General features: G+C 67.5%; 23 protein-coding genes. 12 read left to right on the top strand and 11 right to left on the bottom strand.

The window, feature by feature from the left end; all coding sequences use genetic code 11:
* The first annotated feature begins 1 nt into the window (after position 1).
* Positions 2-757, top strand: a complete 756-nt coding sequence (locus tag H0B43_RS05060) for an SOS response-associated peptidase (protein WP_185730095.1) — start codon at positions 2-4, stop codon at positions 755-757.
* On the opposite strand, the gene ybaK is transcribed toward H0B43_RS05060, so the two are convergent.
* Positions 744-1,238 carry a Cys-tRNA(Pro) deacylase gene (gene ybaK, locus H0B43_RS05055; protein ID WP_185729027.1) on the bottom strand — a complete coding sequence of 165 codons (495 nt, stop codon included), beginning with the start codon at positions 1,236-1,238 and terminating at the stop codon, positions 744-746. The two genes, H0B43_RS05060 and ybaK, sit on opposite strands and share 14 nt — an antisense overlap.
* Before the next feature lie 201 nt (positions 1,239-1,439).
* Here ybaK and H0B43_RS05050 point away from each other — a divergent pair, with 201 nt between their 5' ends.
* Positions 1,440-2,099 (top strand): sigma-70 family RNA polymerase sigma factor, encoded by a 660-nt coding sequence (locus tag H0B43_RS05050; RefSeq protein WP_397517488.1) that lies wholly within the window; start codon positions 1,440-1,442, stop codon positions 2,097-2,099.
* The gene (gene rsrA / locus H0B43_RS05045) at positions 2,096-2,377 is read left to right on the top strand and encodes a mycothiol system anti-sigma-R factor (RefSeq protein ID WP_185729028.1); all 282 of its coding nucleotides are present in this window, start codon (positions 2,096-2,098) and stop codon (positions 2,375-2,377) included. Before H0B43_RS05050 ends, rsrA begins: the two co-directional genes overlap by 4 nt.
* Positions 2,378-2,447: 70 nt before the next feature.
* Here the strand turns inward: rsrA and H0B43_RS43075 are convergent, their stop codons facing one another.
* Positions 2,448-2,522, bottom strand: a complete 75-nt coding sequence (locus H0B43_RS43075) for a 50S ribosomal protein bL37 (protein ID WP_022597109.1) — start codon at positions 2,520-2,522, stop codon at positions 2,448-2,450.
* A gap of 94 nt (positions 2,523-2,616) precedes the next feature.
* Between H0B43_RS43075 and H0B43_RS05040 the strand changes: the two genes are divergently transcribed.
* Both H0B43_RS05040 and H0B43_RS05035 read left to right on the top strand, forming a co-directional pair.
* Entirely contained in the window at positions 2,617-2,832 is a 216-nt protein-coding gene (locus H0B43_RS05040) for a biotin/lipoyl-binding carrier protein (RefSeq protein WP_005240095.1), read from the top strand.
* A gap of 17 nt (positions 2,833-2,849) precedes the next feature.
* Positions 2,850-4,352: a sensor histidine kinase gene (locus H0B43_RS05035; protein WP_185729029.1), complete on the top strand. Its 1,503-nt coding sequence runs from the start codon at positions 2,850-2,852 to the stop codon at positions 4,350-4,352.
* Between the two features lie 63 nt (positions 4,353-4,415).
* On the opposite strand, the gene H0B43_RS05030 is transcribed toward H0B43_RS05035, so the two are convergent.
* Positions 4,416-4,670: a WhiB family transcriptional regulator gene (locus H0B43_RS05030; RefSeq protein WP_073359278.1), complete on the bottom strand. Its 255-nt coding sequence runs from the start codon at positions 4,668-4,670 to the stop codon at positions 4,416-4,418.
* A 238-nt stretch (positions 4,671-4,908) separates the two neighbouring features.
* Entirely contained in the window at positions 4,909-5,865 is a 957-nt protein-coding gene (locus H0B43_RS05025) for a diacylglycerol kinase family protein (RefSeq protein ID WP_185729030.1), read from the bottom strand.
* Between the two features lie 77 nt (positions 5,866-5,942).
* On the opposite strand from H0B43_RS05025, the gene H0B43_RS05020 reads away from it, so the two are divergent.
* Positions 5,943-6,380 (top strand): hypothetical protein, encoded by a 438-nt coding sequence (locus tag H0B43_RS05020; RefSeq protein WP_185729031.1) that lies wholly within the window; start codon positions 5,943-5,945, stop codon positions 6,378-6,380.
* On the opposite strand, the gene H0B43_RS05015 is transcribed toward H0B43_RS05020, so the two are convergent.
* Positions 6,377-6,856: a GNAT family N-acetyltransferase gene (locus tag H0B43_RS05015; protein ID WP_185729032.1), complete on the bottom strand. Its 480-nt coding sequence runs from the start codon at positions 6,854-6,856 to the stop codon at positions 6,377-6,379. The two genes, H0B43_RS05020 and H0B43_RS05015, sit on opposite strands and share 4 nt — an antisense overlap.
* A complete protein-coding gene (locus H0B43_RS05010; protein ID WP_185729033.1) occupies positions 6,853-7,467 on the bottom strand; it encodes an acid phosphatase in 615 nt (204 codons plus the stop codon). The genes H0B43_RS05015 and H0B43_RS05010 overlap by 4 nt, the downstream gene beginning before the upstream one ends.
* A gap of 69 nt (positions 7,468-7,536) precedes the next feature.
* On the opposite strand from H0B43_RS05010, the gene H0B43_RS05005 reads away from it, so the two are divergent.
* The gene (locus tag H0B43_RS05005; protein ID WP_185729034.1) at positions 7,537-8,334 is read left to right on the top strand and encodes a ParA family protein; all 798 of its coding nucleotides are present in this window, start codon (positions 7,537-7,539) and stop codon (positions 8,332-8,334) included.
* Here the strand turns inward: H0B43_RS05005 and H0B43_RS05000 are convergent.
* Positions 8,306-9,136, bottom strand: coding sequence for an SDR family oxidoreductase (locus tag H0B43_RS05000; protein WP_185729035.1), 831 nt, complete (start codon positions 9,134-9,136; stop codon positions 8,306-8,308). The genes H0B43_RS05005 and H0B43_RS05000 overlap by 29 nt on opposite strands.
* 8 nt (positions 9,137-9,144) lie before the next feature.
* A complete protein-coding gene (locus H0B43_RS04995; RefSeq protein WP_185729036.1) occupies positions 9,145-9,975 on the bottom strand; it encodes an NAD(P)H-dependent oxidoreductase in 831 nt (276 codons plus the stop codon).
* 101 nt (positions 9,976-10,076) lie between these two features.
* On the opposite strand from H0B43_RS04995, the gene H0B43_RS04990 reads away from it, so the two are divergent.
* Positions 10,077-11,066: a GlxA family transcriptional regulator gene (locus H0B43_RS04990; RefSeq protein WP_185729037.1), complete on the top strand. Its 990-nt coding sequence runs from the start codon at positions 10,077-10,079 to the stop codon at positions 11,064-11,066.
* 61 nt (positions 11,067-11,127) lie between these two features.
* The gene (locus tag H0B43_RS04985) at positions 11,128-11,535 is read left to right on the top strand and encodes a VOC family protein (protein ID WP_213015072.1); all 408 of its coding nucleotides are present in this window, start codon (positions 11,128-11,130) and stop codon (positions 11,533-11,535) included.
* Positions 11,536-11,544: 9 nt separating this feature from the next.
* On the opposite strand, the gene H0B43_RS04980 is transcribed toward H0B43_RS04985, so the two are convergent.
* Together H0B43_RS04980 and H0B43_RS04975 are read right to left on the bottom strand one after the other, a co-directional pair.
* Entirely contained in the window at positions 11,545-12,759 is a 1,215-nt protein-coding gene (locus H0B43_RS04980; RefSeq protein ID WP_185729038.1) for a hypothetical protein, read from the bottom strand.
* 9 nt (positions 12,760-12,768) lie between these two features.
* The gene (locus H0B43_RS04975; RefSeq protein ID WP_185729039.1) at positions 12,769-14,382 is read right to left on the bottom strand and encodes a DEAD/DEAH box helicase; all 1,614 of its coding nucleotides are present in this window, start codon (positions 14,380-14,382) and stop codon (positions 12,769-12,771) included.
* A 324-nt stretch (positions 14,383-14,706) separates the two neighbouring features.
* Here H0B43_RS04975 and H0B43_RS04970 point away from each other — a divergent pair, with 324 nt between their 5' ends.
* Complete coding sequence (locus H0B43_RS04970; protein ID WP_185729040.1) at positions 14,707-15,387, top strand: ferritin-like fold-containing protein; 681 nt, start codon at positions 14,707-14,709, stop codon at positions 15,385-15,387.
* A 140-nt stretch (positions 15,388-15,527) separates the two neighbouring features.
* The gene (locus H0B43_RS04965) at positions 15,528-15,758 is read left to right on the top strand and encodes a DUF3107 domain-containing protein (RefSeq protein WP_185730098.1); all 231 of its coding nucleotides are present in this window, start codon (positions 15,528-15,530) and stop codon (positions 15,756-15,758) included.
* Positions 15,759-15,815: 57 nt separating this feature from the next.
* On the opposite strand, the gene H0B43_RS04960 is transcribed toward H0B43_RS04965, so the two are convergent.
* Complete coding sequence (locus tag H0B43_RS04960; RefSeq protein WP_141470304.1) at positions 15,816-16,487, bottom strand: TetR/AcrR family transcriptional regulator; 672 nt, start codon at positions 16,485-16,487, stop codon at positions 15,816-15,818.
* Between the two features lie 268 nt (positions 16,488-16,755).
* Between H0B43_RS04960 and H0B43_RS04955 the strand changes: the two genes are divergently transcribed.
* Positions 16,756-17,844 (top strand): DUF3152 domain-containing protein, encoded by a 1,089-nt coding sequence (locus H0B43_RS04955; RefSeq protein WP_185729041.1) that lies wholly within the window; start codon positions 16,756-16,758, stop codon positions 17,842-17,844.
* Positions 17,845-17,986 lie beyond the last annotated feature (142 nt).

The following is a 17,986-nucleotide window of genomic DNA, read 5'->3' as shown; positions in this document are numbered from 1 at the left end:
CATGTGCGGCAGGTATGCGACCACTGCGAATCCGGCGACACTCGCGGTCGACCTCGATGCGATCGACGAGACGGGCGACGACGAGAGTCAGCCCGACTACAACGTCGCACCCACCACGCAGGTGCTGACGGTGGTCGATCGTCACAACGCCCGCCGGATCCGGAGAATGCGGTGGGGGCTCGTCCCGTCGTGGACGAAGGAACTCGGCAAGGGTCCTGTGCTGTTCAACGCACGAGCAGATTCCGTCGACACCAAACCGGCTTTCCGGAACGCCTTCAAATACAAGCGCTGCCTCGTCCCGATGGACGGCTGGTACGAGTGGCAGACGGAGGTCGACGAGGCGCCCGCCGGGAAGAAGGCGGGCAAGGCGAAGAAGATTCCGTACTACATGTCACCGGACGACGGCTCCCGCCTGTACATGGCCGGGCTGTGGTCCGTGTGGCACGATCCCGCGGTCGCGGAGTCGCCCCCGGTCCTGAGCTGCAGCATCATCACGGTCGACTCCGTCGCGCAGCTCGAGAACGTGCACGACCGGATGCCGTTGGTGATGCCCCGCGACCGCTGGGCCGCGTGGCTCGATCCCGAGCATCCCGCGTCGACGGACCTGCTCGCGGTGTCACCCGACGCCATCGCCGACATCACGGTCCGGCGGGTGTCCACACTGGTGAACAGCGTGAAGAACAACGGACCGGAACTTCTCGACCCCGACGCCGGGCGTGACGAGGCGCGGGTAGGGGAGCAGATCAGCCTGCTGTGACCGCCGCGGTGACGGCACCGCTGAGGCGCACCAGGTCGGCGGGCGCGAGTTCGATCTCCAGCCCGCGCCTGCCGGCGCTGCACAGTACCCGGTCCCAGTCGAGCGCCGAGGCGTCGACGACCGTCGGAAGAGGCTTGCGCTGCCCGAGCGGGGAGATGCCTCCGAAGACGTACCCGGTGGAGCGCTCGGCCTCGGCGCGGTCGGCCATCACGGCCTTTCCCGCGCCGAGCGCCGCAGCCGCAGCCTTCAGCGACAATTTCTCCGGCACCGGCAGCACCGCGACCGCCAGTTTGCCGGTGTCGAGTTTGATCACGAGTGTCTTGAACACCTGGTGGGCGGTGACGCCGACGGTCGCACCCAGCGCGTCGACGGCCTCGGAACCGTACGAGTCCGCCCGCGCATCGTGCACGTAGCTGTGCACGGCGTGGTCGATCCCGTGCTTGTCGAGCAGCGTCGTCGCGGGAGTGGCGGTTCCGGCCATGGACAGACACTGTGCCACCCCTGGGCCGGGGCCGTGTCACGCGGTCCGGGAACACTGAGGGCGGGAGGCGTGTTGGTACGTGGTGAAGATCAGCGTGCATCGAAGGGAGTGGTCCGTAACGTGATGTCCTCGGTAATGGAGCCCGCGTCGCGTCTCCGGTTGGCGGTAACCTTGACGCCCACGGCGACCGAAGGGATCAGCGTGCAGGAACATGACCGTCCGACGGCAGACCAGGCCGAGCCACAGGACGAGTTGATCGCGCGTTTCGAAAGGGATGCGCTCCCACTTCTGGATCAGTTGTACGGCGCTGCCCTGAGGATGACCAGGAATCCGGCGGACGCCGAGGATCTGGTGCAGGAAACGTACGTGAAGGCCTACACGGCGTTCCGTTCGTTCCGTGAGGGCACCAATCTCAAGGCGTGGCTGTACCGCATTCTCACGAACACGTACATCAACTCGTACCGCAAGAAGCAGCGCCAGCCCGCGCAGTACCCCACCGACGAGATCACCGACTGGCAGTTGGCGGCAACGGCGGAACATTCGTCGACCGGTCTGCGGTCCGCGGAGGTCGAGGCGCTCGACGCGCTCCCCGACGATGACATCAAGGAAGCACTCCAGGCCCTGCCGGAGGAGTTCCGGATGGCCGTCTACTACGCCGACGTCGAGGGTTTTCCCTACAAGGAGATCGCCGAGATCATGGGCACCCCCATCGGGACCGTGATGTCGCGACTGCACCGGGGGCGCAAGCAGCTCCGGGGCCTCCTCGCGGACGTCGCACGTGAACGTGGATTCAATCGTGGGGGCACCGAAGACGTGCCCGCCGGCGCTGTCGTGAGTTCGGAGCAGGAGGTTTCCCGGTGAGCGAGCAGGACGAATTCGAGCAGCTCGACTGCTCCGCCGTCATCGCGGACGTCTGGCTGATGCTGGACCGCGAATGCGACGAGGCGTCGAGGGCGCGGTTGCAGCGACATCTCGACGAGTGCGGATCGTGCCTCGAGGCGTACGGAATCGAGGAGAGGGTGAAGAGCCTCGTGAACCGCAAGTGCGGCGGTGAGCACGCACCGGAAAGCCTCCGTCAGAGGCTCTCCGTCGAGTTGCGCCGGACGATCCTCATCACGAACACCGAACCCGACTCATAGCCCGTCAGAACAGCAGTCAGGGGCCGGAAAGCAGCGATGCTCTCCGGCCCCTGGTGCGTTCTACGGCGCGTCAGGCGTTGGGACGCTTGCCGTGGTTTGCGGCGTTGCCCTTGCGACTGCGCTTCTTGCGACCACGCTTACCCATGAGTAGATCTCCCTTCTTTTCACCACAGTCTTCCACGTGTGGTTGGGTGTCCTTGCAACAGGGCTTTCTCGACACCCGGGAGTGAAGGATCACGATGGCAGAAGACGTGCGGGCCGAAATGGTTTCGACGGTGTACCAGGTTGTGGTGAGCGCGGGTGACGAGGTGAAGGAAGGCGACACGCTCGTCATCCTCGAGTCGATGAAGATGGAGATCCCCGTCATCGCCGAAGAGCCCGGCACGGTCACCTCCGTGGACGTCAAGGTCGGCGACGTGATCCAGCAGGGCGACCTGATCGCGGTCATCTCCTGAGCTGACACCCACCGACGATGTCCACACTGAGCGACCTGCTCGCCGAACACACCGACCTGCCGGGTGAGGCCGTCGACCACCTCCAGCGGGTGGTCGGCGAATGGCAGTTGCTCGCCGACCTCTCCTTCGCGGACGTCCTGCTCTGGGTCGGAACGGACTCCGCGGCCACCGACCCGGCCGGCACCGTGATCTGCGTCGCGCACTGCAGGCCCACCACCGCGTCGACCGCGTTCCCGGAGGACGTCGTCGGGACGGTCGTGTCGGAGTCCGAACACCCACAGGTGCTGCAGGCTCTCGTCCAGGGCAGCGTCGTCCGGCCCGAACCCGGTGGCGGTCACGCCGGCCTGCCGCCACGCGGGGAAGCGGTGCCGGTGCGATGGGGCGGTGACGTGATCGCCGTCCTGAGCCGCGATACGAATCTGTCGCATCAGCGGGCGCAGAGCCCGCTCGAGGTCGCGTATCTCGACTGCGCCGAGGATCTGTGCCAGATGATCAGCGACGGCACCTTCCCCATCCGCGAGGCCCGCTCCGACACCAACTCGAGCCCCCGCGCCGGCGACGGTTTCATTCGCCTCGACACCGACGGCAGTGTGGTCTACGCGAGTCCCAACGCGCTGTCCGCCTATCACCGGATGGGTCTCAGTTCGGACCTGATCGGTCAGAACCTCGCCGCCACCACCCGGTCGCTCGTGACGGACCCGTTCGAGTCGCAGGAGGTCGCCGGGTACATCCGCGACACGATCGCCGACAAGCCCGGCCGCCGCATGGAGATCGAGGCCAGGGGAGCGACGGTCCTGCTCCGGGCGCTGGTGCTCAAACCCGGCGGGAAGCGGGTCGGCGCCGCCGTGGTCGTGCGTGACGTCACCGAGGTCAAGAGGCGGGATCGCGCCCTGCTCAGCAAGGATGCGACGATCCGCGAGATCCACCACCGGGTGAAGAACAACCTGCAGACCGTCGCGGCCCTCTTGCGACTGCAGGCACGCCGCACCAACAACGAGGAGGCCCGGCAGGCGCTCAGCGAATCGGTGCGCCGCGTCACCTCGATCGCCCTCGTGCACGACACGTTGTCGATGTCGGTGGACGAGGAGGTGAACCTCGACGAGGTCGTCGACCGCCTCGTGCCGATCCTGTCCGACGTGGCGACGGTGAGCACGCCGATCAAGGTCCGCCGGGAGGGCAGTCTCGGGGTGTTCTCCGCGGAACGGGCCACGCCCCTGGTGATGGTGCTGACCGAACTCGTGCAGAACGCGATCGAGCACGCCTTCGAACCGGGTGCCCCGGGCACGGTCACGATGCGGGCCGAACGGTCCGCGCGGTGGCTGGACGTCGTGATCCACGACGACGGGAGGGGATTGCCGCCTGGATTCAGCCTGGAGCGGTCCGACCGCCTCGGTCTGCAGATCGTCCGGACGCTGGTGGCCGCCGAGTTGAACGGCTCCCTCGGATTGCATCCCGGGGCGGACGGGGGAACGGATGCCGTGCTGCGGGTACCGCTGGGGCGCCGTGGACCACGCTACTGATCGCCCCGGGGCAAGCAAAAGGCCCGGCACCATGTGGTGCCGGGCCCGTCTCCTTCTGAAGTGTCAGACGGTGGTGCGGGCACGCGTCCGAGCGTTGCGGCGCTTGAGTGCGCGTCGCTCGTCTTCGCTCATGCCGCCCCACACACCGGCGTCCTGGCCCGACTCGAGTGCCCACGAGAGGCAATCGGCGGTCACCGGGCAGCGGTTGCAGACAACCTTGGCATCGGCGATCTGCGCGAGAGCCGGACCGCTGTTGCCCACAGGGAAGAACAACTCGGGGTCTTCGTCGCGACAGATTGCCTTGTGGCGCCAGTCCATCCTTCTGCTCCTTAACTGGGTGCGTCGTGCACCGTTTCGTCTTGGTGAGTTCATGTGTGCGTAGAGAATGTTTCCGCACTGTTGCTTGTGAATGCTTTCACGAACTGGCGGGATGTCAATAGAAAACCGCCGCACCGTGGGGGAGCTCACGTAGTTAGGCTGTCCTAATAAGGACGTGGTCCTTTATACCCGCTGCGGGCAGATCCCGCTAGGTGAAAACAGGAATTCCGAAATGCGCTCAGGGCCGAGCCGGCGCGACCACGTCCAGCGCATCCGGCACCGACACGAACTCGACCACCTTGCGCAATCCGATGTAATCGCCGTCCATCTGGAGTCCGATGGGCTCCGTCGCGGTGATCCGCACACAGGGGACGTCGTCGACCCGGACGAGTTTCTTCGCCTTCGGGCGGGTGCCGGGGGTCAACAGCTGCCGGGCCACCCGCAGTGTCGTGAGGATCGCGGTGGACCTCATCGCGAAAATGCCGAGTCCGGTGTCGTACGTGGTGTCGGGATTCGTGTGAACTTCGCGCTTGTTGAGATAGGTCCACGGACTGGCGTTCGACACGAAGGCGTAATGAACGCCCTCGACCGGGTCGCGATCGGGAACCTCTACGGTGAGCGTCGGATCGGCGTACTTCGATCGGAAGAACACCCGGACCGCCGCGCGGACGTACTGGGCCGGTGTAGCGGGGCGACCGTTCTTGCGGTGCATGTCGACCGCCTCACACACCTGGGCGTCCCAGCCGAGACCGGCGTTGAACGTGAACCAACGGTGGTCACAGTGCGCGAGGCCGATCCGGCGCCGCTGCCTGCGGGCGAGGAGGTCGATGAGCTGGTTGGTGGCGTCCACCGGGTCGGGCGCGATGCCGAGCGAGCGGGCGAAGACATTTGCGGAACCGCCGGGAACGACGGCGATCGGGGGAATGGGTCCCACCGTCACCGCGCTCATGGATGTCGGTTCCGGGGTGCCGAGCAGGCCGTTTACCACCTCGTTCACGGTGCCGTCACCGCCATGGATGATGATCAGGCCCATTCCGTCCACGCACGCCTGCTGCGCCAGCTCGGCGGCATGGCCACGGTGGGTCGTGTGCGCCACCGTCAACCGCACGCGGCTGGACAGTGCGTGGGCGAGCAGATCACGCCCGGCCGGGGTCGTCGACGTGGCATTGGGGTTGACGATCAGCAGCGCGCGCACGGGGCCCAAGCCTAGCCGGGGGAGGCGGTGTCACCGTCCCGAGGCCGACGGCGACGGGGTGTTCTAGGCTGGCCGACGTGCCGAATCCGTCTCTCCGCAAGTCCACGCCCACCACGGTCCGCGCGGCGGGCGCCCTGGTGGCGCTCGAGGGCGCGGTCGCCGTCGGCGTGGCCGTCGTGCTGGTGATTCGCGGTCTGCTCGGACACGACCAGAGTGTCAGCAGTGGATATGGAACCGCGGCGTGGTTCGCGATTCTCGGTGGCGCGGTGCTCGCCGCCGGACTCGCTCTCATCTTCGGCCGGCGCTGGGGACGGGCCATCGCGATCGTCGCCCAACTGCTCCTGCTCCCGGTGGCGTGGTCGCTGCTCACCGATTCGCACCAGCCGTTCTTCGGTGTGCTCCTCGGCGTCATCGTGGTGGCGGCCCTCGGGTGCCTGTTCAGCAGTCCCACCTCGAAGTGGCTGGCAGCCGAGTACGGGCAGGATGCCGACGCCGACAACCCGACGGACCGCTAGCTCACCTCGGCGGCGAGGCGCCCGAGCGGATCCCCGGTGAGCCGGTACGTGGTCCATTCGTCCTGCGGGTGTGCGTCCAGCGACTCGTAGAACGCGATCGACGGCTTGTTCCAATTGATCACCGACCACGACAACCGGGTGTAGCCGTTGTCGACGCACTCCTTCGCGAGTGTGGCGAGCAGGGCCTTGCCGTGCCCCGAACCGCGCTCGGACGGGCTGACGAACAGGTCCTCGAGGTAGATGCCGTGCGTTCCGTCCCAGGTGGAGAAGTTCCGGAACCAGACCGCGATCCCGACCACCCGGTCGTCGTCACTGACCGCGACGTGGGCGAACGTCGACGGCCGCGGACCGAACAGGGCGACGTCCATCTGCTCGGCGGTGACGGTGCACTGGTCGCGGGCCTTCTGGTAGTCGGCGAGTTCGTAGATCATGGCGGTGATCGCGGCGACGTCCTCGGGTACTGCGCGTCTTATCATCGGGCACCTTTCTCCGTGGTCACGTTGTGGCTGATCACCTGTTGCGCCCCGTGCTCGAAGCCGAGGACGGAGTACGCGCCGGGTGACATCGCGAAGCGGCGGCCCTCGCTGACGGGAAGTTCCGCCCAGCGGGCGATGAGTGCGCGGGAGAAGTGCCCGTGCCCGACCAGGATCACGTCGCGGTCGACGAGTTGTGAATGCGCGACGGACAACACGAGGTCGCACCGGGTGTGTACCTGCTCGGCCTGCTCCCCGCGCGGACACGGATGGGTCCACACGGTCCAGTCGGGCACCTGCTGCCTGATCTCCGGGGTCGTCATGCCCTCGTAGATGCCGTAATCCCATTCGGCGAGGGCGTCCCAGGTGCGCTGAATCTTCAGTCCCGCCAGTTCCGCAGTCTCCTGGGCGCGTTGCCGCGGGCTGACGATCACGAGGGGGTCGCGCAGTTCGAGCGCGTCCATCGCCGGACCCAGCGCCCGCGCCTGGGATTCGCCCAGTTCGGTGAGGTGGACGTCGGTTCGACCGGTGTGTTTACCCCAACGGGCCCACTCCGTTTCGCCGTGTCGGAGGAGGACGATCCGACGGCCGCGCGGCGAATCACTGGGTGGCATCCATTCATCATGTCAGTCAATCTGCGTGTATGGCTCGCCTCCGGCGACGAAGTAGGTAAGGATCGAGCCGTGACAACGGTTCTTGCAGTGGCAAATCAGAAGGGTGGGGTCGCGAAGACCACCACGGTGGCCTCACTCGGTGCGGCTCTCGTCGCGCTGGGTCAGCGGGTTCTGGTGGTGGACCTCGACCCACAGGGGTGTCTGACGTTCTCCCTCGGGCACAACCCCGACCGATTGGACGCCTCCGTCCACGAGGTGCTGACAGGCGATCTGGCGGCGCAGGACGCGGTGATCGACACCGAGGACGGTGTGGCGCTCCTCCCGGCGACAATCGATCTCGCGGGCGCGGAAGCATTGCTGCTCATGCGTCCCGGTCGCGAGTTCGCCCTCAAACGTGCTCTGGCGCCGCTGCTGGACGACTACGACACCGTCATCATCGACTGCCCGCCCTCGCTCGGCGTCCTCACGCTCAACGGGCTCACGGCGGCGCAGTCGGTCCTGGTGCCGCTGCAGTGCGAGACGCTCGCGCACCGCGGTGTGGGGCAGTTGCTGCGGACGGTCACGGAGGTGCAGCAGATCACCAACCCCGACCTGGTGCTGCTCGGCGCGCTGCCGACACTGTACGACGCCCGCACCACCCACAGCCGCGATGTGCTCTCCGACGTGTCGGACCGCTACAACCTGCCGGTCCTCGCACCGCCGATCCCGCGGACGGTGCGTTTCGCGGAGGCGACGGCCTCGGGGGCCACCGTCCTGGCGGGGCGGAAGAACAAGGGTGCCCAGGCGTACCGGGATCTGGCCGAGAACCTTGCCAAGCACTGGGCGGGATCGGAACTCGCTACTTTTTCGCCTGGAAGTGCCGAGTAAGTTCTTCCGTCGTGGGATTCCACGCGGCGGGCCAATCCCGTTGGCGTAACTGGGCATCCGTGCCCCCGTCAGCGAAGACGACGCTGCCGCAGAGCAGCGTCGACCCCGGCCCGAGCAGAAATTCGACGAGCGCGGCGATCTCGTCCGGACGTCCGCGTCGGCCGAGCGGCACCGGGTAGAAATCCAGCGCCTTCGCCAGTTCGGGGTCGAGATCGTCTCCGCTGGTCATCGGTGTGTCGATCATGCCCGGCGCGATCGCGTTGAGCCGTATCCCGGAGCCGATCCATTCGGGTCGTACGGCTTCACGCCGGATCCACCAGGCCAGCGCCAATTTGGAGGCCGGGTACGCGGGGATCGCGGTCACCTCGTCGCCGATGCGCCTCGCCTCCGCTTCGTCGCCGTCCAGGCACGCGGTTACCAGATGGTCGGGAATTCCCGGTTGCGTGGTGGTGCTGCTCGACGAGATCGCCACCACCGAGGCGGCGCCGGCCCGTTGCAGCGCGGGCTTCAGGGCCGTCACCAGTTCGACGGCTCCGAAGTAGTTGACGGCGACGAGTGTGCCGCCCGGGACGTGGGACAGCGAACCCAGTCCCGCGCAGCAGACGAGACCGTCCACGACGCCCCCGGTCGCATCGTCGACCGCGGCCGCGGCCGCTGCTCGTCCGCCGGGGGTCGACAGGTCCGCCACCACGTCCGTCTGCGCTCGGTCGACGCCGACGACGGTGTGGCCTGCGGCCTCGAGTCTGCGGCGACTCGCCGCTCCGATACCAGAGGCCGCGCCGGTGATCACATAGGTTGCCATGCCGTGAATTAGAACACGTTACAGTGCGCGGTGGGTGTGGACTCCACCTCGAATCCCTGAGAGTAGGTACCCGGGTCCGCGTAGTGGGCGCGCACTCCCGTGAGCCCGCGGGCGAGATCCTCCCGTAGCACGAATCGGTCGTCGTAGTCGCCGCCGTCCTGCGTACGGAACGGCAACGGCGCCTCGACGGGCAGACCGGCGAGGCGTTCGATCAACCGGGCCGCGATGCCGGGGTAGTGGTCGGCGGACAGTCGGTCCGCGCTGTCGATCAGGACCGGCGGCAGCACGGACATCCCCGTGTACCAGAAGATTCCGTGATGGATCGGGAACAGGACCTCGTCCATCTGGCCGTTGATCCCGCGCGGTCCGACGCTGTCCGCACTGCCGCCGAAACTGACGACCGTCATCGCCCGTTTGCCCGCGAGGGTGCCGTCTCCGTATCGCCGGGTGGAACCGTCCGCGCGGCGGACACCGTAGCCGTAACCTTCGACGAAGACGCGGTCGAACCAGCCTTTGAGGATCGCGGGCATGCCGTACCACCACAGCGGGAACTGCACGATCACCGTGTCTGCCCAAGCGAGCTTGCGCTGTTCCGTCCCGATGTCGGGGGCGAGGGTTCCCTCGGCCAACGCCTGCCCCGACCGCGCGCCGACCCGGAGGCGACGCCGCGGGTCGTGGCCGAAGTCTGCTGCCGTGACCGCCGGGTTCCAGTGCATCGCGTAGAGGTCGGAGGTCCGTACCTCGTGGCCCGCCTCGCGCAGCGCGGTGAGCGCGTCACCGCGCAGCGCGGCGTTGAGGGACTTCGGCTCGGGATGCGCCGATACCCACAGGATCTTCATGGTCCACCTTCCGCTCCGTGTCGTCGTGACTCCTCCGATCATGCGTGCGTGAATGCCGTGGCAACAGTGGCCGGGGAGACACTATGTGAAATAATCGGGCCATGTCCGATATTGCAGGCCACCCGCAGGCAGTGCGTCCGCATCGCGTGGTCGTGTTCGTGCGCGACGGCGTTCTCCCGATCGAGTTCGGCATCGTCCACCGACTGTTCGGTGAGGCGCGGTCGCGGGACGGCGAACCGCTGTACGAAGTCCTGACGTGCGCACTCACGCCCGGCATCGTCCGAACCGACACCGACGTGACGATCTCGGTCGAGCACGGTCCCGCACTGCTCGGCACCGCCGACACCGTCGTGGTCCCAGCCTCGGACCAGGACTACGACCCGCCCGACGACGGATGCCTGCCCCGCGCGCTCGCCGACGCCTTCGCGCATATTCGTCCCGGCACCCGGATGGCATCGATCTGTACCGGTTCGTTCGTTCTCGCGGCCGCCGGTCTCCTCGACAACCGGCGCGCCACCACGCACTGGAAGTCGGCGGACGCGTTCCGGCGGCTCTACCCCGACGTTCGTCTCGACCCCGGGGTGCTCTACACCCACGACGGCGGAATCCTCACCGCCGCCGGCGTCGCCTCGGGAATCGATCTGTGCCTGTACATGATTCGGGTCGATCACGGGGCGTCGGTGGCCAACGAGGTGGCGCGGGGAACGGTGGTGCCGCCCCACCGCACCGGTGGTCAGGCACAGTTCATCACCGAGCCCGTCCCGGAAGCCGACGGCGCGTCGACCGCGGGAGCGCGGGCCCGGGCGCTGACCCGGCTCGATCAACCGCTGTCGTTGCGGGAGCTGGCCGCGGGGGAGTCGATGAGTGTGCGAACGTTCACGCGGCGATTTCGCGCCGAAACGGGGATGTCGCCGACCCAGTGGATTCTCGAACAGCGGATCATGCGCGCGCGCGAACTGCTGGAGAGCACCGATCTGCCGGTCGAGGACGTGGCCGGGGCTGCGGGCTTCGGAACCGCGACGTCGATGCGACAACATCTCTCACGCACGGTCGGCGTCTCACCCACCGCGTACCGCGCGACGTTCCGGTGACGGGTGTGGAGCGCCCATTCGTCCAAGTGCGCGGGGAGCGCGCAGCGATAGCGTTCTCACCATGACAGAAGCACCCCGGCTCGACACCTTCAGGATTCGAGCTCAGCCGCTTCTCGCCGTCGGCGACGTCGAACGGTCCGGCGAGTGGTACCGGACGATCCTCGACGCGCGTAGCGGGCACGGTGGCCCCGACTACGAGCAACTTCTCGTCGACGGGCACATGGTGCTGCAGTTGCACCGGCTCGACGAGGGGCACCACCACGGCACCATCGGTGATCCGGCACTCCCGCGGGGCAACGGGGTGGCGATCTGGTTCGAGGCCGCCGAATTCGACGCGACCGTCGCGCGACTGCGGGAAGTGGGTGCCGACGTGATCACCGACGTGCACGTCAATCCCAATGCGGGACACCGCGAGATCTGGATCCGCGACCCCGACGGCTACCTCGTCGTGTTCGCCGAACCCGGGTGAGTGGTCGCGTCAGCGCAACGCCACGACCCGGTCCGCACGCTGTTCGAGGACGACGTCCCCCGCCACGGTCGTGGTGATCGGACCGGTCCGGGCGTCGCGCGCCACGGGGATCGTCCGCAGCAAGGCTCCGGTCGACAAGTCGAGCACGGCGATGCCGGAGTCCACCGGAACCAGTAGGTCGCCGGCCATCACGGCACCGGGACCGAGGGCGCCCGGAAAGGCCCAGCGGGGTGCGAGATCGGAGGTGCCGAGGGACACCACCTCGGAGCCGGTCCACCACGTGATCACCGAACTGCCCGTCGAGGTGACCGTGTCCGACCCGACCGGACCGGACAGCGCGTACTCGGACACGGCGTTGCCGGTGCCGTCGAAGAGGCCGATCCGAGGGCCGGACGTCTTCCCGGCGGGGAGATACACGGCTGTCGTCTCGCCCGACACCCCGAGGATGCGGGCACCCTCGACACCGGCGTCGACACCCGCGAGGACGCTGGAGCCGTACTCCTCGGGTTCCTGGTTGTCCTTCGGCGACGGGTTCATGACCGTCAGACGATCGGCCACCTCACCGGGACAGCGCTCGAGAACCGAGAGCCGGGTGCTGCTCGAACCGGCATCGATCAGGGTGCACCCGCTTCGAGGCTGCTTCTTGGGATTCACGGGCGCGTCCACCCGGCCGTACTCTACGGTCCGCACCAGGTCGGAGCGCCACAGTTCCAGGCGACTGTCGCCGACGGAGGCCACATAGGTGCCGTCGGAAGTCACCGACACCTCGGCATCCGCGTCGCTGTTTCGTTGCGCCAACCGCTGACCGGTGCCGCCGTCGAGTTCGGTGACCTGCGAGCATCCCCGAGGGTCGCGGTACACGGCCACGACCTTGTCCCAGGACGCCGTTACACCGCACAGTGCGAGGTCACGTTCGTACCGCCACAGTTCGGTACCCGACATGCGGTCCCGTCCCACGACGGCTCCGCCCTCCGCCGTGACGACTGCACCGCCGACGACGAGTGGCGCGGTCGTGGTGGGGCTGGCGGAGTCCCAGATCGGATTCAGGGTCTCGGGCACGGTCAGGGCCGTGACGGCCGCGGCGGGCGGCTCGGCCGCGGTGACCGAGGTGGTACCCCGGGCGTCGCTGCGGAACCACACCACGGTGATGGCGACCACCACCGCAAGTGCGATCCCGGCCGCGACGACGAGATCGGCGCGCGAGCGCCGCTCAGGTGCGAGCACGGTGGCCGGCTACTCCGCGTTCGTCGCGGCGGCGCCGACCTTCGTTGTCCGCCGGCGACGGCGCCGGCGAGGCTTGGATGTCCCGTCGCCGTCGGCGTCCGTCCCCTGAGCAGCGGATTCGGGTGCCGTCGGCTCCGGCGACACGGACTTGGGGCCCACGGAATCGGTGGGACGACCACCGCGGGTGCGGCGCCGGGTCCGGGTGCGCGCCGGGCGCTCAGTGCGTTCGGCCCTCTCACTCTGCTCTGCGTTATCGTCCTGCTCGGCCGCGGCCTTCTCGGCCTTCTCGGCCCGGGCGCGCTTGATCGTGCCGGTGGCGTCGTCCGGAATCGAGAGCTCCTCGTACAGGTGCGGTGAGCTGGAATACGTCTCCACCGGATCGGGGATACCGAGGCCGAGGGCCTTGTCGATGAGCTGCCAGCGGGGAATGTCGTCCCAGTCCACGAGGGTCACGGCGATGCCGGTACGGCCCGCGCGGCCGGTACGGCCGATCCGGTGGACGTACGTCTTCTCGTCCTCCGGGCACTGGTAGTTGATGACGTGCGTCACGTCGTCGATGTCGATGCCGCGTGCCGCGACGTCCGTCGCGACGAGCACGTCGATCTTGCCGGAACGGAACGCCTTCAACGCCTTCTCGCGGGCAACCTGGTTGAGGTCGCCGTGCACGGAACCGACGGCGAACCCGCGCTCGGTGAGTTCGTCCGCGACCTTCTGCGCGGTGCGCTTGGTGCGGGTGAAGATCATCGTCGCGCCGCGGCCGTCGGCCTGCAGCACGCGGGCGACCATCTCCGCCTTGTCCAGCGCGTGCGCGCGGTAGATGTGCTGGGTGGTCCGGTCGTGCACCGCCGAGTCGTCGGCCTGCTCGGCGCGGATGTGCGTCGGCTGCGTGAGGAACGTGCGGGCCAGCGTGATGATCGGGCCGGGCATGGTGGCCGAGAACAGCATCGTCTGCCGCTTGTCCGGGACCATTCCCAAGATGCGCTCGATGTCGGGCAGGAAGCCCAGGTCGAGCATCTCGTCGGCCTCGTCCAGGACGAGGACCTCGACCTTGCCCAGGATCAGGTGGCCCTGGTTGGCGAGGTCGAGCAGGCGGCCCGGGGTGCCGACGACGACGTCCGCGCCCTTCTGCAGGGTCGCAATCTGTGTCTCGTAGGGGCGGCCGCCGTAGATGGCGAGAACCTCGAGCTTGTTCTTCTCGCCCTTCAGGTACTTCGCCGCGCCCTCGAGATCCTTGGTGACCTGGATGCACAGCTCGCGGGTGGGAACGATGACCAGTGCCCGGGGCGTGCCGTCGAGCGCGGCGGTCCCGGTGGTGCCGGTGGAGATGCGGTGGAGCAGCGGGACGCCGAAACCGAACGTCTTGCCCATGCCTGTGCGGGCCTGGCCGATCAGGTCGTCGCCGGCGAGGGCGAGGGGGAGCGTCAGCTCCTGGATGGCGAAGGTGCGCTGGATGCCGATCTCGTCGAGCGCGCGAACGATTTCGTCACGCACTCCGAGCTCGGCGAATGTGGGGGCGACGTGGGTGGAGTCGAGTTGCGCCGAGAGAGTGGTCTCGGTGGCGTCGTCTTCATGGTCGACAGTGATCTTGCTCAGTGGACTGGCCTTCCTCATAGCTGCACGCACGCACGAGGTAAGGGCCAGGCCGCTGGTCGGCCCGATTTCCCAGTCGACGCTCTCGTCGATGTCCTCTTTCGAGTCGATCCTGCCTCTGCCTCAGCGCAGAAATCGGAGATTCCGGCGAGGCGCGGCTGGGACCGTCGATCAGGTGCGCGCACATTATCGGTGGGAACCGCTGGTCTGACCGCATTCGATCATCGCTCCACCCGCGTTCTCGGTGGAGACGAACGTGGTCGCGAGCGGTTGCCCACGATCATTGTAGCCGGAGAACGCCCCGCAACTGGTTACTCATGGCAAACATCACTGCCCGACGCACTAGGCTGTGGCGCCATGGAGCCCAACACGCCTGCATCCTCTGATTCCACCATTCCCGCTGATCACCCCGGGGTCAGTGAACTCTTCGCGGTCCTCGCGTACGGCGAGATCTCCGCGTTCTACCGGTTGTCCGAGGACGCGCAGATGGCGCGCACCCTGCAGGGCAAAGTGGCACTCGCGAGCATGGCGGCCGCCGAGATGGGTCACTTCGAGATGCTCGAGAAGGCTCTGACGGCCCGCGGGTTCGACATCTTCGAGGCGATGGACCCGTTCGTCCGCGCACTGGACAACTACCACGCGTCCACCGCCCCGTCGACGTGGCTCGAGGCCTTGGTGAAGGCGTACGTCGGCGACGGGATCGCCGCGGACTTCTACCGCGAGATCGGGCACTCGCTGCCCGCCGAGGCTTCACGGACGGTCGAGGAAGTTCTTTCACAGACCGGTCACTCGGAGTTTGTCGTCCACGAGGTGCAGCAGGCCATCAAGGCCAGCAACCGCGACAAGGACCGCCTCATGCTGTGGGGCAGACGCCTGCTGGGCGAGGCCATCACCCAGGCGCAGTTCGTCCTCGCCCAGCGGGAGGCGCTGACCGAACTCGTCATCTCCGCGTCCGGCGACCTCAACGGAGTCGTCGCGCTGTTCGACCGCATGCAGGAGATGCACGCCGAACGCATGGCCGTGCTCGGCCTCGTGTGACGGCACCGCCGTCGTGACTCGTGTGACGGCACCGCCGTCGTGTTCGCTCAGGGCACAGCCCGCGGACGCACACCCGCGGCGGCCACTGCATTAGCCTGGCCAGGACAGCTGATGTTTCTCGGAGAGTTCGGAGGTTGACCGTGGAGGTCAAGATCGGTGTAATCGACAGCCCGCGTGAGCTCATCGTCAGCAGCGAGCAGACCCCGGACGAGGTCGAGGCATTGGTCTCGGACGCCCTCGCTGGAGGCGACGGGATCTTGTCTCTGCAGGACGACAAGGGACGCAAGTACCTCGTTCAGTCCAGCAAGATCGCCTACGTGGAGATCGGCCCGTCCGATATCCGCAAGGTCGGATTCGCTCCGACCAAGTGAACACACGAGAAAGGGCCCGCAGTCGAGTCGACTGCGGGCCCTTTCTCGTCGGTGTCGTCAGCGCTGTTCGGGATGCAGCGGCACGCGGGACAGACCACCCCAGGCAAGCGTGACGGTAGTGTCGACCGCCTCTTCCTTCGGGATCGGACGTGCTGCCTCCAGCCAGTACCGCGCGGTGAACTGGCTGGCGCCCACCAGGCCGACCGCGAGGATGCGGGCGCGGTAGGGGTCGAGCCCGGAGTCGTGGCTGACGAGGTCGAACACGGCGTCCACGCAGGCCTCGGTTGCCTGCTCGACACGGCTCTGCACCTGGGGCTCACCCATCAGGTCCGACTCGAACACCAGGCGGAAGCCCTGCGAGTCGTTGTCGACGAAGTCGAAGAACGCCTGCACAGCGGCGCGGACGCGCTGCTTGTTGTCCGTGGTCGAACGCAGCGCCTGCCGCACGCCGGAGATCAGACTGTCGACATAGCTCTGCAGCACGGCCACGTACAGCTCGAGCTTGCCGGGAAAGTGCTGGTACAGGACGGGCTTGCTTACACCGGCGCACTCGGCGATCTCGTCCATACCGGCAGCGTGGTACCCGCGCGTGACGAAGACCTCGCTGGCTGCGGCGAGTAGCTGCAGTCGCCGGGCGTCACGAGGGAGTCGCGTGCTGCGGCGGCCCCCGGTGCCCTTTCCGGTGGTGGCATCGCGATCGGAGTTCGTCCGATCCGCGAGTTCAGTCATAGCGCTTCCAATCTGCACAAGTATTCCGCGTCACATTCTGTGTAACTGTGTGAACGATACCCGCGCGTAGTGAACCGTTCATGGTGGACTCGCTGGACTCGCCCAGTCAAGGGTATTGCCTGACCGGTAACTGGCGCACGAGGGGCGCCCGGGGACCCTGGTGATGTAGGTAGCCGCGACGTTGCGGATCTCTCCGGCCAGACACGCCGGATGAGCAGCGGGTGGTGCACTCGGACGCGGCGGTGCCGGACTGTGAGATTCTGGCTGCGTGACTGACCGAGGAGGACCGCGCGTGCAAGGCCGGGCTCCGCAGAGCTCCGAGGACGGGGAGCGATCGCGGAGCATCGACCAGCGTGACAGCCGGCCCCGCGCGTCCAAGTCGGCACCGCGGGCGCAGTCGCATCAACCGCTGCGCGCGCAATGGGACCCGACCAGCCGTGACGTCGGCCGGCCCCGGAACCCGCGGCCCGAGCGGCAGGCGAGGAAGCAGAGCCGCGTCGGCCGGTTCGTCTCCACCTACGGCTGGCGGGCCTACGCCATCCCGATCCTGCTGATCGTCACCGTCCTCGTCGTCATCGATGCGGTCCGCGACACCGGGGGCACCGACACCACCGCTGAAACCGACAGCCCCGGATTCGGCACTTTGTCGCGCGACACCGACGGTTCGAGCGTCATCGGGGTCCCGCCGGAGGCGGACGGGAACTTCGCAGCCGAGCTTCCCTCGGGTGCGCTGCCCGAGGGGGGTCCGTTCACAGCGGTGGGCGCAGGCACCTGGCACGTGATCCCCGGAGCCGGGCCGAAGGTCGGGCAGGGCACCGAGCGTGAATTCACTTACAGCGTCGAAATCGAGGACGGCGTCGACACCTCCGGATTCGGCGGCGACGAGTCGTTCGGCCGGATGGTCGACCAGACGCTGTCGAACCCGAAGAGCTGGACGAACGACCCTCGGTTCGCGTTCCGCCGCGTCGACCAGGGAAACCCCGACTTCCGGGTGTCGCTGACGTCTCAGATGACGATTCGCGAAGCGTGCGGCTACGACATCCAACTCGAGGTGTCCTGCTACAACCCCGGCATCGACCGCGTCGTCCTCAACGAGCCGCGCTGGGTGCGCGGTGCGATCGCGTTCCAGGGCGACATCGGGTCCTACCGGCAGTATCAGATCAACCACGAGGTCGGGCACGCCATCGGCTACCAGGACCACCAGCCGTGCGAGACCGAAGGTGGCCTCGCGCCGGTGATGATGCAGCAGACGTTCGGGACGGCCAACAACGACATCGCGAGACTCGACCCCGAGGGCATCGTCCCGATGAATGGTCTGACCTGCCATTTCAACCCGTGGCCGTTCCCCCGGGCATGAGTCCGGTCTGCCTGCTCGAGACTGCTCGCGGGAGGGAAGAATTGACCTCGTCGGGGTGTTGAATTCAATGCTGTCCGGCACATCGCTGTCCGACATATCGCAAGTTTGTAGCGCAATCGTCAGGAGTGGACCGTGTCGCTTG

The sequence above is a fragment of the Rhodococcus sp. 4CII genome (assembly GCF_014256275.1).
In the GTDB taxonomy this organism is placed as follows: Bacteria; Actinomycetota; Actinomycetes; order Mycobacteriales; family Mycobacteriaceae; genus Rhodococcus_F; species Rhodococcus_F wratislaviensis_A.
This window is presented reverse-complemented; position numbering and strand designations above follow the sequence as displayed.

What these genes read in the sequence shown, in the direction of transcription:
- H0B43_RS05060 (WP_185730095.1), top strand. Translation starts at nt 2, where the DNA reads ATGTGCGGCAGGTATGCGACCACTGCGAATCCGGCGACACTCGCGGTC.
- ybaK (WP_185729027.1), bottom strand. Translation starts at nt 1,238, where the DNA reads ATGGCCGGAACCGCCACTCCCGCGACGACGCTGCTCGACAAGCACGGG.
- H0B43_RS05040 (WP_005240095.1), top strand. Translation starts at nt 2,617, where the DNA reads ATGGCAGAAGACGTGCGGGCCGAAATGGTTTCGACGGTGTACCAGGTT.
- H0B43_RS05035 (WP_185729029.1), top strand. Translation starts at nt 2,850, where the DNA reads ATGTCCACACTGAGCGACCTGCTCGCCGAACACACCGACCTGCCGGGT.
- H0B43_RS05030 (WP_073359278.1), bottom strand. Translation starts at nt 4,670, where the DNA reads ATGGACTGGCGCCACAAGGCAATCTGTCGCGACGAAGACCCCGAGTTG.
- H0B43_RS05015 (WP_185729032.1), bottom strand. Translation starts at nt 6,856, where the DNA reads ATGATAAGACGCGCAGTACCCGAGGACGTCGCCGCGATCACCGCCATG.
- H0B43_RS05010 (WP_185729033.1), bottom strand. Translation starts at nt 7,467, where the DNA reads ATGCCACCCAGTGATTCGCCGCGCGGCCGTCGGATCGTCCTCCTCCGA.
- H0B43_RS05000 (WP_185729035.1), bottom strand. Translation starts at nt 9,136, where the DNA reads ATGGCAACCTATGTGATCACCGGCGCGGCCTCTGGTATCGGAGCGGCG.
- H0B43_RS04995 (WP_185729036.1), bottom strand. Translation starts at nt 9,975, where the DNA reads ATGAAGATCCTGTGGGTATCGGCGCATCCCGAGCCGAAGTCCCTCAAC.
- H0B43_RS04990 (WP_185729037.1), top strand. Translation starts at nt 10,077, where the DNA reads ATGTCCGATATTGCAGGCCACCCGCAGGCAGTGCGTCCGCATCGCGTG.
- H0B43_RS04985 (WP_213015072.1), top strand. Translation starts at nt 11,128, where the DNA reads ATGACAGAAGCACCCCGGCTCGACACCTTCAGGATTCGAGCTCAGCCG.
- H0B43_RS04970 (WP_185729040.1), top strand. Translation starts at nt 14,707, where the DNA reads ATGGAGCCCAACACGCCTGCATCCTCTGATTCCACCATTCCCGCTGAT.
- H0B43_RS04960 (WP_141470304.1), bottom strand. Translation starts at nt 16,487, where the DNA reads ATGACTGAACTCGCGGATCGGACGAACTCCGATCGCGATGCCACCACC.